Source organism: Bacillus sp. 2205SS5-2 (assembly GCF_037024155.1).
Lineage (GTDB): Bacteria > Bacillota > Bacilli > Bacillales > Bacillaceae_K > Bacillus_CI.
Genome location: NZ_JAYKTS010000003.1, coordinates 86,863 through 99,631, shown reverse-complemented (window position 1 = coordinate 99,631; position 12,769 = coordinate 86,863). Strand labels below are relative to the sequence as shown.

Here is a 12,769-nt window from a genome sequence, read left to right as displayed (position 1 = left end):
CATCTGGCAGTACACGCAGTGAAGCCTGCTTCACGTAGTGGGCTGACAAATGCCCGAGTCCCTAGCCACTGCAGCTGGATCACAAAATGCGAAAGTGGCTGCCCTGCGGCGTCAGGCAAATGAAGAACTCGGAGGTGATGCCTGCATCACTGGAGGGTTATTCATTTGACCCCGAGCCGCAAGCCACTGCAGCTGGATCACGAAATGCGAAAGCGGCTGCCCTGCGGCGTCAGGCAAATGAAATAGCAACAATTTATACGATAAGAGCTGTTAAGAAAGGAGTACTGTAAAGTGGTAAATATTAAAGATGTTGCAATCCGTGCTGGTGTATCTGTTACTACGGTGTCACGAGTATTAAATAATAGGGGGTATATTAGCAAAGAAACGAGGCAAAGGGTTAAGGACGCGATGGCTGCTACAAATTACTCACCTAATCAAATCGCCCGAGCCCTTCAAAAGAGTCAATCCTATATACTAGCTATCATCGTTCCAGACTCCAATCATCCATTTTTCTCTGAATTAATTAAGCATATTGAGGTGTACGCAAATACAAAAAATTATAAAGTTCTTATTTGCAATTCACTCGACCAACCTGAGAAAGAAGCAAATTATTTGACGATGCTGAAAGAAAACAGAGTGGATGGCCTAATCATCTGTAGTCACACATTAGATGTAGAAGAATATAAAAAGGCGAATTTCCCAATCGTCACCTTTGACCGGATTATTTCGAGTCAATTTCCTTATGTTGCTTCAGACAATTTTCGAGGTGGCGAAATGGCTACGGAACATTTAATTCAATCCGGGTGTAAAAAGCTATTACATATATCAGGTCCTTTAAAACTAGATTTATTAGCCAACCGTCGTACTGATGCTTTCAGGTTAACTTGTATGAAACACCAACTTCCTCATCAAGTCATTGAGGGCTCGGATGATAACTTAACCTTTGAGTATTTTAAAAATTTCATTAAAAATGATGTGTCCGAAGTGCTCGCGGATTTCGATGGGGTCTTCTGCAGTAACGACTTCCTCGCCTACAGCCTCTATCTTTACGCATTAGAAAACGGCATAAACATTCCTGAACAATTGAAAATAATTGGCTATGACTATCATAGTTTCACTCGAATACTCCAAACTCCTAGACTGACAACAATTGCCCAACCTGTTGATCGGCTAGGGAAAGTATTAAGTTCAACCATAATCAATATGGTTGAACTTAAGGACCACGATTCAATCAACAATACAGTCGTGGACGTTCAATTGATTCAAGGGCAAACAACATGATAATTAAGTAACCATTCTTATAGCTGTTAATCGGAAGTTTCACTTAAGACCTCGAGCTTTCAAAAAGACCCAATGAGCAGACAAACACTCGTTGGGTCTTTTCGATTTTTAGCAGGGATCCGCTATGGTGAAATTTTTTATTGCTCAAGAAATAGGAATCCCTTAGTTAGGAACTAAAGGAATATAGTTCGTGGACTCCCTTCTTCTCAAGGCTCAAAATAACCCATCCCTAGATATTTTAACTATACTGAAATAGGGACAAGGTACCAGCCTCGCCCGTCTCCTACCTTGTCGCTATAGGAAAGTAGAAAAGAATGGTTATTAACAAAGGAAAATAGTGATTATCTTACCTACCGATGTAAAATACCGGAGCAGAGTCTACCTTTTTTATCCACATCTCCTCAGAAGCATTAACCTTCTTTTTATACAAAACATCTCCCTGTCTTTCCCTTCCCTTCTTTCGAAACCAAGTAATATAGCCCCCTCCCACTACTTGCGGGGTATCATCGACCATTTTGTTATCTGGAAAGGTAATCTGTCTTTGGTCTCCTGATTTTAGATTAATAAGGTAAAGCCTCGTGAACATCGTCGGAACTCCCCCTTCTTTCCACTCTTTATTTTCTTTTGCCCGCGCGACAATCACTTCATCTGGAGAAAACCACACTAAATCGAGATCTACATACCCTTTTGGAGTATATTCCTTGCGGGTGTTCATAGTCGGAATATCTGCAATCGTTGTTTTTTTATTTTCCACAAAAAATCGACCTTCTCCCGCAATAAAGGCTAATTGATTTTTGGTTGGGGCCCATTTCATCCAATCTTTAAACCAGAGCATTTTTCCTAACACTTGAAAATTCTTTCCTTCTGATGATAGAACACAAAGCGTATTACTATCATTAGACAACGAAGCAGTAGGAGTAGCTAAGAAACTAACCCATTTTCCGTCCGAACTCCATTTAAAATATTGGGCATTAATAGCAAACAAGTTGGTCGTATTCGTTGGAATCGTGAAAAAAGGTTGGATTTTATTCAAATCGAGTTTTGCATCTACTGGAACAGTGAATAGATGAACTGGTTCCCATCCAGATGGAAGTAAGTTCGAATGCGAGGAGACGATAAACGCTTTTCCATTCGGAAACCAAGTAAAATCACTCACTCCGAGAGACACATTTTCAAATCCTTCTGGTCGTCCATTTTTTGTTTTTGTCACGTTCAGAACACCACCCGCATTGTACGCTAATTGATTGGTAGTTGGCGACCATTTATAATTTCTCGTTTCAATGGTTTTATACGGCTGGTAGCTTTCCTTTTTTTCCGTATCGTAAAGATATAAATAGTTTTTTCCTTGCTGTTGATCACGGTCCAAATACGCAATAAATCGACCATCCTTAGACCACTTGGGAGAATACACATCCCTTCCTGTGGTTAATTGAATTTCCACCTCACCTTCTACCATCCATAACTGATGATCGCGGATAAATGCAGCTTTAAGAGGAATTTCCGCATCAACCCTTGTTGAAAAGGAAATAATCAAAAATACTAATAATAATAAAAACCTCATTCCCATACATTATCACTCCTAGTCATAGAGTGTCCTAATAAATGGATGAAAATCAATTAAGTATTGATGCAGCATATAAAATTGGATAATCCCACTCCTAGATATTGAAACATCAGAGGATACTTTACTGAAGGAAGGACGAGGCCCTGTCCCTTTTATAATCCCCTCTTCTTCAAAAAAGAACCAGAGAGGCAAACTCGCTAACAATACCTCTGTCTCTTCGATTGCAATTGTTTTTTTACTGAACTTTAGTAGCTCATGACTCACAAAACCCCTCATCTGAGCCCCACTTAGTACCTGGCATTCTTCTACTATAAGTTTACTAAAAGAGCGAGCATATCTCAGTAAGGAAAATCGTGAAGCAACCGTCGCAATACTTACTTCAGATAAGTCTAGTACTAACAGCCCATGATGATTGGGTTTAACCACTCTGCTTAACTTTTGGAGACGATTCCTTTTTCTTCACTAACTTTTAGATGACCTCGAAGAATCTCGTAAATTCATATATATCAACTATCCGTAGAGGAAGGAAAATCAGCACACCTTGTCGAAAATATCAATTATGGTTTCAGGCAATGAATGAATTTCAATAAGATTTTTCAAATAAGTGAAGTCCTACATACCAAGATGCTCTGCTTTATACTAATGACTAAAACGAGCAGGAAACACGTTTAAAATTTCTCGATCATTCTTTCAGTTGCACCGATTCACATCCTGTCACATTCCCTGAGCATGAAGGAAAAGTTGAAGAAGATTATTGGGTTTTTAGCACCTCTAGCTTTTCAGTATTGAAGGTTCTTTTTGTATACATTGAAGCTATTTCAACTAACTTTAGACTGCAGCCTCTATATTGCTGTTGATTTCCATGAAAAACAGGTGATAAAGTGCCCCGAAACAAAACTATTGTACAGACCTTGCGAAAACCACCTTATTGAATTGTAAAAACTGTGACCTTGTGTTTTTTTCGTCAAAAGAAATGGACGGCTTTTCTCAAATCAATATTTCAATAAATTATGAGGACTTAAAGCGACTAGTGCAACATAAATTGAACAAAATATTCTTTGTCAGAAAAGGAGGAATTCAATTGTGATACGAATAGGTGTTTCCTTAATTATCCTTGCCTTAATTTTGTTAACTCTTTCATACTTAGCTCTGATTTCGTTCATTCAAGCTGAAGCTTTTGTCGATAAAGCGTATTACGGCATCGTTGCCGCGATCCTTATTGGATTTATCGGTTCATTGATTTTGATCATCGGCGTTTATCGAGACCGCTTAAAAGAGAAAAAGGAGGAAGAAAACAATGATTATAGTAAATACTGAAGAAATTGTTGGTTATGAGATTGAGGAAATGCTCGGAGTAGTTCGAGGCAATATCGTTCAAGCCAAGCATATTGGGAAGGATATTACAGCCGCTTTTCGAACATTATTCGGTGGAGAAATCAAGGAATACTCTGAGATGCTAACTGATGCTCGTAAAAGAGCCATGCATCTGATGGTCGAAGAAGCAAAGGAAATTGAAGCAGACGGAATTGTAAATATTCGTTTTGTCACATCACAAATAATGCAAGGTGCGTCTGAGTTACTTGTATACGGAACAGCAGTAAAGTTGAAGCAGACTAAGGTATAAAAAAAGAACACTTATTGGAAGCTTCTCACGCAAAAGGCACAACAAACTGTCCAATGCTTCTTGTGCCTTAGTTGTGTTTACGAAGAAAAATAATGTGCAAAATTCTCCCTACAAACCACATGACAAAATAGTAAAATATGAATATTCAAAAAAAGAGTCTCGAAATTATGTCTGACATCAAATGGTCTAGCCTTATCAATTTTATTGCAGCACTCTGTCTGTTCATCAGCCTCTTTTTCTATGAACCTCAGTTGTATTTAAGAATTTCCCTCATTACTTTTACAATTTCAGACATTCTTGTTATGCGCTATAGAAGCCAAATAATCAAGGGTAGGTTTTATGCCTATGATAGTTTTGTGTTCATAGGCATTTACCTCTCGACGCGCATTGACAGCGATGTATATATTCAAGGTAGGTCCGCTTTTCTCTACATATTCATCTTCATTATTTTACTTGGGAGCTATAGGGCTACCATTAGCCTTAAAGAGGAGCAGTGACTGGTTAGGTTCGCTCGATCTGAATGAGACCAATTTATTCACTGATAGACAGAAAAAAGGAATCCCGAAAACTCTTTGTAGCAGATTTCGGGATTCCTCTTTCTCTTGTCAATTTCTTCAGAGCCCTTTCCAATCCTCTTACTGTTATGCTCCTTTTGTATACATTGTTCCTATTTAGTCTAATGTTAGATTGAACCCTCCATTTTACTGTTAATACCCATCAAAAAAAGACGAAAAGATGCTCCGAAACACAGTTATATGACCGTCTATAGACTGGTGCGAAAACAGCCTCCTATTTCAATACTAAACTGGCAACACACTCAACATGTACCGTATGAGGGAACAGATCCACTGGCTGAACTCCTTGTAAAGAATAGCCAAATGCTTCAAGCTCCTTAATATCTGTAGCAAATGTATCCGGATTACACGATACATACACAATTCGCTCGGGTTGGGAACGTCCAATTCGTCTCATAACCTTCCCACCTGCACCTGAACGGGGTGGATCAAGGAGTAATAACTCTGGACGACCGAAGCTCTCCAGCATTTCGTCAATTCCTTTTCGTGCATCCTTCGCCAAGAAGGTGGTATTCTCTATTCCATTATCTTTTGCATTACGTTTAGCTGATTCAATCGAGCTCTCAACTATTTCAATTCCGGCAAGCTCGCCTACTTTGCTAGCGAATGGTAGGGAGAACGTCCCAACTCCACAGAAAAGATCAATCATTTTTTCTGTTTTCTTTGGTTGACCCATTTCAATCGCTAAGTCGACCAATTTCTGTGCTTGTGTCGGGTTCGTTTGGAAGAACGTATCAAACCAAAGACGGAATCGATAGCCATCCATTTCATCATAAATAAAATCGCGTCCGGCTAGAAGATGATTTTTTTCTGATTGGGTGCGATCGGCCCAATTCGTGTTCTCGAGCCATAACAAACTTTTTACACTTGGGAATTTTTCGCCGATACGATGCACCAAATCAGCTACCGCTGTTTGATGGTCCTCAGGTGCCTCTGTCGCAAACAAAGCTAACATGAGTTCTCCTGTCGCAAATGATTGTCGAACCATTAAGTGGCGTAGCAATCCTTCATGTAGATCTTTGTTGTACCCTTTTAATTCATGATCTTTTACCCAGTCTGCTACTTCCATCGCAGCAGCGACCATTTCTTCACTTGCGATTAAACATGTTTCCAATGAAATAATCTTGCGGAAATTCCCCTGCTCATGCAACCCAAGTGACCCATCTGGAGAAAAGGTAAATTCCATTTTATTACGATAGCGCCAAGGTTCATCCATCCCTATCGTATTTTCAACGAGATTTGGATCAAAACCTTGTGCTTTAATTGCCTGCTTCACATGCTCAGTCTTTTGACTTAACTGACCTGAATACTCCCAGTGCTGCCAGACACATCCTCCGCAACGTTCAAAATGCGGGCACGGTGCATCTGTTCTTTCCGGATGTGCTTCTAGTATTTCGTCCGGCATGGCCTTTCTTCTTCTCCGTTCCGGCTGGTCGACTGTTACACGCACTTTTTCTCCTAGTAATGTTTGCGGAATCGTAAGTTTTAATTTTTTTGGATTACCATGTTCATTTTCGCGCCAATTTATAGCGATTCCTGAACCTTTACTATCAAATTGCTCGATATCAGCAATCATTGTTTCACCTTTAACTTTCGTCAATTCTTGCTCCTCCTTCTTACCTATGCTTAAGGCTATATATAACTATTAATGAATAAACTAATCACTTATTATACTACATCCTCTCCTAGTATAAAGGACGAATACCTAATATGGAATAAAATCGGAGTTAGTAGAAATTAACAAGTTGTTCAGACTACTGAATGGACCTCTGTTAATTCTAGATATGGCACCCAAGCTCTTTAGATCACAACCACACCAAAAGACTAATAATTCAGATTGTTTATGAGAAATTAATATTATATCGAAATTATTTAGTCGTAATTCATGATATAATAAAAAAGATAACCAGAATTTCCCATTTGATTGATGAGGAATGATGAGACATGAAGAACCAACTTTTTTACGAAGACAGCCGTTTCAGCCAGTTGAAAGAAAAGACTTATCTTCATTTGCTGCCTATATTAATTATTGCCTATTCCGGTATTTTGCTGCTCCTCTTCATGAAAGGAACACTTGATATCCTTAATGGCATTACATTTATCACATTATGTGTTGGACTTTCAATAATCTATTTAGTCCTCTTGTTTCACAGAAATTCACTTCGTTTCACGGAGTTAGCAGCAGTAGGTATCAGTTCCTTTATCTACCTACTAAGAATCTATGATTCCATTCTGTTTGACCTCGGTCGGTATGAATATATTGGAACCGTAACACATTGGATGGCATTAATTTATATTTTATTTTTCTTTACTTTTAGGGGACAAAAAGCACTTAACCTTTCGTTACTTCTTTATGTATTAACGTTACTTCCTGGAATTTATCATGTATTTTTCAGTATGCAGTTAAGTGTTGATACGCTTGATACCCTTATTCAATATTATATTTCCAATTTAGTGTATATCTTTTCCCTTTTCTATTTACAAAAAATTATTGAATTCTACCTTCAAGCAGAGACTGCTCATCACATTGCAAACACGGACTATTTGACCGCACTTCCAAATCGACGAAGAATGGATGAGCTTCTTCAAGAAGGAATAGCAGCATCTACACTCTCTGCAACTCCTCTATCTGTGGCCCTATTTGACGTTGATTTTTTTTAAAAAGTAAATGATACTTACGGTCATGATAGCGGAGATAAAGTATTACAAGAACTTGCCACATTAGTAAATGCTTCTCTAAGTGAAGGAAATCATTTTGGGAGATGGGGCGGAGAGGAATTTCTGCTCATTTGTCTTAATCAAGATAAATTAGCTACAAAACGCATCTGTGAGCATTTGAGAGCCACTATCTACGCCCATCACTTTTGTATAAACAGTCCACTCGCCTGCAGCTTTGGAGTGACCCAATACCTTCCTTTTGAGAACAGTAAGGATCTTCTCAAAAGGGCAGATGATGCACTTTATGAAGCGAAAGAAAGTGGGAGAAATAAAGTCGTTTGTTCCTAGTGTCTCTTTTTATACAAGGTTGTTTTCTCAAAGATTGTGGCTTTTGGATAGGAATAAAATCCATGACATATATGATTTTGTGCAAGGAGCAACAAAATTTACGAACCGAGCCTTTAAAAAGACTTCAGGATTCAACTGGATATTTTAGAGCATTCTTCTCAAGCTTTTTATATACCTCTTCTTCCAAATCAATATCCATTGAATCCGCAAGCTGCACTAAATATATGAAAACGTCAGCCATCTCTTCTTTGATGTTTTGACGATTTGCTTCTGTTGCTTCTTCGCTTGCTTTCCACTGAAAGTTCTCCAGCAACTCACTCGCTTCCAGGACGATCGAAACCGCCAAGTCTTTTTCACGGTTGTGATGATTCCACCCGCGCTCATCTCTGAATTTGATGACTTCTTTAATTAGTTTTTCCATAAGATCTCCTTTTATATCATTCTATTTTTTTCTGTCATAAAATATGGTGTAGTCTAACAAGTTGACATTCTAGCTGAACCGATTTTTTTCTTCTTTCAACTCCTCATTGCTTGACTTTACTTAGTTAGCTTCTTTCCCATTGGCTACAAATATATTCTTTTAGATTTTGCTACTTTCGAAAGGATAGTTACATCTCCCATTAATCTTTATATCAGGATAGCACCTTAGATTTTAACTTATTCTATGAATTAATTTCACATCAGACACCTAAAAATTTTCAAATGATAAACATATATTTAAATCTTATCATCCCACATCAACTTTATGTACCAACATACTTTTACAATTATAGGACTATTCTATTAACTTTAACAATTATTCTATTATTTTTTAAAAATTCAGTAAAAATAATATATAATTCACTATGAAGAATTAATATTCAAAAGGAGCTGTGTAAATGAAAAAACTAAAGCTAGTTTCATCTCTCTTTCTGCTTGTCTTTTTATTATTACCTTCGAGTATGATAGCAAGTGAAAATGCGAATGCTAGTGTTCCAAGTCCAGCAGGAGTTACAGATACACCAGGAACTTGGTTCGTAGGTGCGATTCCTAACAACGTTAATCCTAATAAATCCCCTATTGTCTTCGTACAAGGACTTCACGGAAATGCTAAGGAATGGTGGAAAGAAACGGTATACTACGGGAAAAATGATATGTATCAACATGCCTATTTAAATGGGTATCGCACAGCCTTTGTACAATTAGAGGATTCAACTGGCGGAGATGCAGCAGATATGTGGCATAATGGAAAAATGCTGGCTAACATGTTAGAAGAGATTTATGACTATTTTGGTGAAAAAGTGACGATTGTTGCTCACAGTAAAGGTGGAGTCGATACCCAGGCTGCCTTGGTTCATTATGGAGCATGGCCATTCGTTGACGACGTCATTACCCTCTCAACTCCACACTCTGGCTCTCCATTAGCTGATTTAGCCTACAGTTGGTATGCTGGCTGGTTAGCTGAGCTAATTGAACGTACGGATGATGGAACCTATTCTATGCAAACAGGGGAAATGGAAAAATTCCGTTCTCTTATCGATAATAATGAAAACGCATTCAAAAATAATTATTACACTGCTTCTGGTACAGGATGGGGACCGTTATTCTCTGCTCTTTGGTTTGGAGGCTTATACCTCGGAGGCGATAATGATGGACTCGTTCCGGTTTGGAGTACACAGCTCCCCTATGGTAAGCATTTCTATTCGGGTGGTGATAATATAAATCACGATAATATTCGTACTGGTTCAAGTTCTTTTAAGCAGATTGATGCAATACTTAGCGGAAGCGCCACATCCTTTTCACCTACAAGCTTCTCATCAGAATCAGTAGATTCCAATTACATACCAGAACAGTTATTAAGAGGGGATAGCTTAGCTTCAAATATAGCAGTGACCGAAATGATTCCGGTTGAATCAGGAAATCATCAAGTCGTATTCCAGGTGATGACTAGTGGCAGTGATGTCAATTTAACCCTTACCTCGCCAAAAGGGAAACAATATTCACAAAGCTCCAAACAGTACACTAATTATGTGGATAAAGACTATTTTAAAGATGCATTTATTCAAACCTTTAAAATAAACAAACCTGAAGCAGGAAAATGGAAAATTTCAATGGAAAGTAAGAAGGAAGATGCTTACTTTATTGTTACAAATTTTCAAGGATCAAAATCCCTCAATATGACGTGGTCAGAACTAGAAAGAAAAGCAAAAGATACGAAGAATTTCACCAAACAAAAAGATTCGTCATCCAAAAAAATCAAAATTGATAAAAAAATCAAAAATAAAAAACCAAATCAAACCAAAAGAGAAATGGAGCATAGTGTCGACTTTAACAATGTTATGGAGTCCACTACCTCTAATGTCACGTACGAAATTATAGGTACAACAAAAAATGGCGAAAAGTATTACCGAACGGCAGTAAAATCCTATTATAATTACTAACTATCAGTCTATCATCATCTCTGACTGAGCAGTTGGTTCTGTAATTATTGATCTAATGCCCCTATTATTGTTGAAATTGATTAAATTCCTAGCTCAAAAACCAAAACGTGTTAGTAGGGGAGAACTCTTTATTTGAGTCCTCCCTGCTATCCATTGGGACAGGGGACAGGCACCTCGTCTAAGTTAAACTAATTTGTACATAAGAATGTCATCAACATATACGTTTTCTTTCATCTTAAATTCTTTTATTTTTCTACCTTCTTCAGTGAATCCCATTTTTCGGTACATGGAAATGGCTCTATCATTTGTTGAAAACACCCCCAAGCTTACCTTTTCAATTAGAGGATTTTTCTCAGCCCAATCCAATAAGGCTGTAAGGAGGCGTTTCCCCACCCCTATTCCTCTGTATTTTTTACTAATCATGATCCCAAATGATCCTGTATGAGCTGTTCTCTTTCTATCTTGTGAAATAAAAACAACCCACCCAACAACCTCACCGTTTACTTCAGCTACAAGTAAGGTATTCTTTTCATTCTCTAGTAAGCCCTGTATCCATTCTCTTTGTTCTGCCGGGGTTTTAGAAAACTCTTCAGATTCTGAAATAAAATAATCGCCTTCAGAAAAGACCGAAATCTGTATATCTAGTACAACTTCTGCATCGTCGATCGTTGCGGTTCTAATATTACATTTAGTAGCTTTTGTGAATTCTGACATTCTAATCCTCCTATTCAATAACTTTAACTGCTGATTCAGGACGTAGTATGCGCAGTCCCCTTGTCCATCTCAGGCCACTTCGACTCGATTACGACCCAGGTGCTTCGCTTTATATAAGGCTTTATCCGTTCTTGACATCAACGTACCCCAAGATTCTCCGCTCTCATAGAACGTGACCCCTAAACTACAAGTTAGGTGATAGTCTATCGAGAGGTTCATAGATTCTATTGTAGAACGAATTTGTTCTGCATAACTTTTCGCTTGGATTAGTGAAAGGTTCGGGCAGATAATCAAAAATTCCTCTCCACCCCATCGTCCAAAAGTCATATCCCTATGAAGCAATGAGCCGACCCCCTCTGCTACTTTCACTAGAACCTGATCACCGATTTGATGGCCATATTCATCATTTATCTTCTTAAAATAGTCAATATCGAGTAGAATAATGGACAAATTTGTATCATCTTTTTTCCTCTTGCTAATTTCTAAATCAATCACTTGATCTAGTTTTCTTCGATTATACACTTTCGTGAGCTGGTCTATGTTCGAAAGACTTTCAAGCTGTTTCATTGCACTATCTAATTCTGTTGTACGAAGTGCTACCAACTCCTCTAATTTATGATTGAGTGCCTCTTGCGCCTCTTGTTTTTCTTCTTTCAATATCTTAATTCGATCCGCTAGGGCAATAGATAGGAAAAGTGCTTCTAATGCGGCAGCCGTCTGCGGAATCACTTCATAAATTAAAGGATGGTTTGGGAAGATCCCTAAGAAAGAAAACGCTTGAATCGTGATGGATATTAGCAGGATACTCCAGCCAATTAAATAGTACCTCGCACTTTTATGGCCTCGAAGCATTACCCGCAATCCAGCTAACCATAATATGCTCGTGATTATTACGGCAAGTAACGGACCTAATGTATTTGTCAGTTGATCTGGGATAAATGAGAACAGCAATATCGTTAACACAGTGGTATACATTAAGAGTGATAGAACCTTATTTAATATGGGTAAATAAACAGCTAATTGAAGAAAAGCTTTACTAAATAAAATCATACATACACAGGTAAGCAGTGCAGCATAGTCCAGAAAATCAACAATAAACACAGCAGGAAAAATTTTTCCAAAATACTCTATATCGAGTCCATTCATGGCTATTTGTAGGAAAATAAACGAAAAAATGTATAAAACGTAGAATAAATACGCCCTTTCTCTTAAAATGAAAAATAAAAAGAGATTGTAGAAGGCAAGCGAAATCATGAAGCCATAGAATATCCCCGTGTTGAATTTATAGTGAATAATTCTATTAAGCAAACTTTCCGTGCTGTAAAGATTTGAGTTTTGCATGATGGGAATTTGACTTGCTTCTAATCTTATGTAAATCTTCTCAATTTCGGGATCCTCTAATTTAAAAAGAATCGAACGATAAGGAACGTCCCTCGTTCGTAAGGCATTAATTCCTCCGTTATGTTCCTCAAAGCTTTGATTGCTCTTTACAAAAAACGCATCCACCGACTCTATTTTATCAGCGAATTCATACCATAATACATCATCAATATTGATCTGAGCTTGAAAGTCTACTAGATTCAAC

General features: G+C 37.9%; 12 protein-coding genes and 1 pseudogene. 7 read left to right on the top strand and 6 right to left on the bottom strand.

The window, feature by feature from the left end; all coding sequences use genetic code 11:
- Positions 1 to 119 precede the first annotated feature (119 nt).
- Entirely contained in the window at positions 120 to 290 is a 171-nt protein-coding gene (locus tag U8D43_RS02935; RefSeq protein ID WP_335869480.1) for a hypothetical protein, read from the top strand.
- 1 nt (position 291) lies between these two features.
- Positions 292 to 1,281 carry a LacI family DNA-binding transcriptional regulator gene (locus U8D43_RS02930; protein WP_335869479.1) on the top strand — a complete coding sequence of 330 codons (990 nt, stop codon included), beginning with the start codon at positions 292 to 294 and terminating at the stop codon, positions 1,279 to 1,281.
- Positions 1,282 to 1,627: 346 nt separating this feature from the next.
- Here the strand turns inward: U8D43_RS02930 and U8D43_RS02925 are convergent, their stop codons facing one another.
- Positions 1,628 to 2,848: a translocation protein TolB gene (locus U8D43_RS02925; protein WP_335869478.1), complete on the bottom strand. Its 1,221-nt coding sequence runs from the start codon at positions 2,846 to 2,848 to the stop codon at positions 1,628 to 1,630.
- 12 nt (positions 2,849 to 2,860) lie between these two features.
- Positions 2,861 to 3,271, bottom strand: a complete 411-nt coding sequence (locus tag U8D43_RS02920) for a hypothetical protein (protein ID WP_335869477.1) — start codon at positions 3,269 to 3,271, stop codon at positions 2,861 to 2,863.
- Positions 3,272 to 3,928: 657 nt separating this feature from the next.
- Here U8D43_RS02920 and U8D43_RS02915 point away from each other — a divergent pair.
- A complete protein-coding gene (locus U8D43_RS02915) occupies positions 3,929 to 4,162 on the top strand; it encodes a hypothetical protein (protein WP_335869476.1) in 234 nt (77 codons plus the stop codon).
- Positions 4,143 to 4,469: a YbjQ family protein gene (locus tag U8D43_RS02910; protein WP_335869475.1), complete on the top strand. Its 327-nt coding sequence runs from the start codon at positions 4,143 to 4,145 to the stop codon at positions 4,467 to 4,469. Before U8D43_RS02915 ends, U8D43_RS02910 begins: the two co-directional genes overlap by 20 nt.
- Before the next feature lie 789 nt (positions 4,470 to 5,258).
- On the opposite strand, the gene rlmD is transcribed toward U8D43_RS02910, so the two are convergent.
- Complete coding sequence (rlmD, locus tag U8D43_RS02905) at positions 5,259 to 6,620, bottom strand: 23S rRNA (uracil(1939)-C(5))-methyltransferase RlmD (protein ID WP_442893547.1); 1,362 nt, start codon at positions 6,618 to 6,620, stop codon at positions 5,259 to 5,261.
- A gap of 368 nt (positions 6,621 to 6,988) precedes the next feature.
- Between rlmD and U8D43_RS02900 the strand changes: the two genes are divergently transcribed.
- Both U8D43_RS02900 and U8D43_RS20875 read left to right on the top strand, forming a co-directional pair.
- Positions 6,989 to 7,705, top strand: coding sequence for a GGDEF domain-containing protein (locus U8D43_RS02900; RefSeq protein ID WP_335869473.1), 717 nt, complete (start codon positions 6,989 to 6,991; stop codon positions 7,703 to 7,705).
- A 12-nt stretch (positions 7,706 to 7,717) separates the two neighbouring features.
- Positions 7,718 to 8,050, top strand: a pseudogene (locus tag U8D43_RS20875) (GGDEF domain-containing protein); the annotation flags it as partial.
- A gap of 124 nt (positions 8,051 to 8,174) precedes the next feature.
- Here the strand turns inward: U8D43_RS20875 and U8D43_RS02895 are convergent.
- The gene (locus tag U8D43_RS02895; protein WP_335869472.1) at positions 8,175 to 8,471 is read right to left on the bottom strand and encodes a nucleotide pyrophosphohydrolase; all 297 of its coding nucleotides are present in this window, start codon (positions 8,469 to 8,471) and stop codon (positions 8,175 to 8,177) included.
- Between the two features lie 457 nt (positions 8,472 to 8,928).
- Here U8D43_RS02895 and U8D43_RS02890 point away from each other — a divergent pair, with 457 nt between their 5' ends.
- Positions 8,929 to 10,470, top strand: a complete 1,542-nt coding sequence (locus U8D43_RS02890; RefSeq protein ID WP_335869471.1) for an esterase/lipase family protein — start codon at positions 8,929 to 8,931, stop codon at positions 10,468 to 10,470.
- A 183-nt stretch (positions 10,471 to 10,653) separates the two neighbouring features.
- Here U8D43_RS02890 and U8D43_RS02885 read toward each other — a convergent pair whose 3' ends face one another.
- Both U8D43_RS02885 and U8D43_RS02880 read right to left on the bottom strand, forming a co-directional pair.
- Complete coding sequence (locus U8D43_RS02885; protein WP_335869470.1) at positions 10,654 to 11,184, bottom strand: GNAT family N-acetyltransferase; 531 nt, start codon at positions 11,182 to 11,184, stop codon at positions 10,654 to 10,656.
- Positions 11,185 to 11,253: 69 nt separating this feature from the next.
- Positions 11,254 to 12,768: a sensor domain-containing diguanylate cyclase gene (locus tag U8D43_RS02880; RefSeq protein WP_335869469.1), complete on the bottom strand. Its 1,515-nt coding sequence runs from the start codon at positions 12,766 to 12,768 to the stop codon at positions 11,254 to 11,256.
- Position 12,769: the final 1 nt, after the last annotated feature.

What these genes read in the sequence shown, in the direction of transcription:
- U8D43_RS02935 (WP_335869480.1), top strand. Translation starts at nt 120, where the DNA reads ATGAAGAACTCGGAGGTGATGCCTGCATCACTGGAGGGTTATTCATTT.
- U8D43_RS02925 (WP_335869478.1), bottom strand. Translation starts at nt 2,848, where the DNA reads ATGGGAATGAGGTTTTTATTATTATTAGTATTTTTGATTATTTCCTTT.
- U8D43_RS02910 (WP_335869475.1), top strand. Translation starts at nt 4,143, where the DNA reads ATGATTATAGTAAATACTGAAGAAATTGTTGGTTATGAGATTGAGGAA.
- rlmD (WP_442893547.1), bottom strand. Translation starts at nt 6,620, where the DNA reads ATGATTGCTGATATCGAGCAATTTGATAGTAAAGGTTCAGGAATCGCT.
- U8D43_RS02900 (WP_335869473.1), top strand. Translation starts at nt 6,989, where the DNA reads ATGAAGAACCAACTTTTTTACGAAGACAGCCGTTTCAGCCAGTTGAAA.
- U8D43_RS02895 (WP_335869472.1), bottom strand. Translation starts at nt 8,471, where the DNA reads ATGGAAAAACTAATTAAAGAAGTCATCAAATTCAGAGATGAGCGCGGG.
- U8D43_RS02890 (WP_335869471.1), top strand. Translation starts at nt 8,929, where the DNA reads ATGAAAAAACTAAAGCTAGTTTCATCTCTCTTTCTGCTTGTCTTTTTA.
- U8D43_RS02885 (WP_335869470.1), bottom strand. Translation starts at nt 11,184, where the DNA reads ATGTCAGAATTCACAAAAGCTACTAAATGTAATATTAGAACCGCAACG.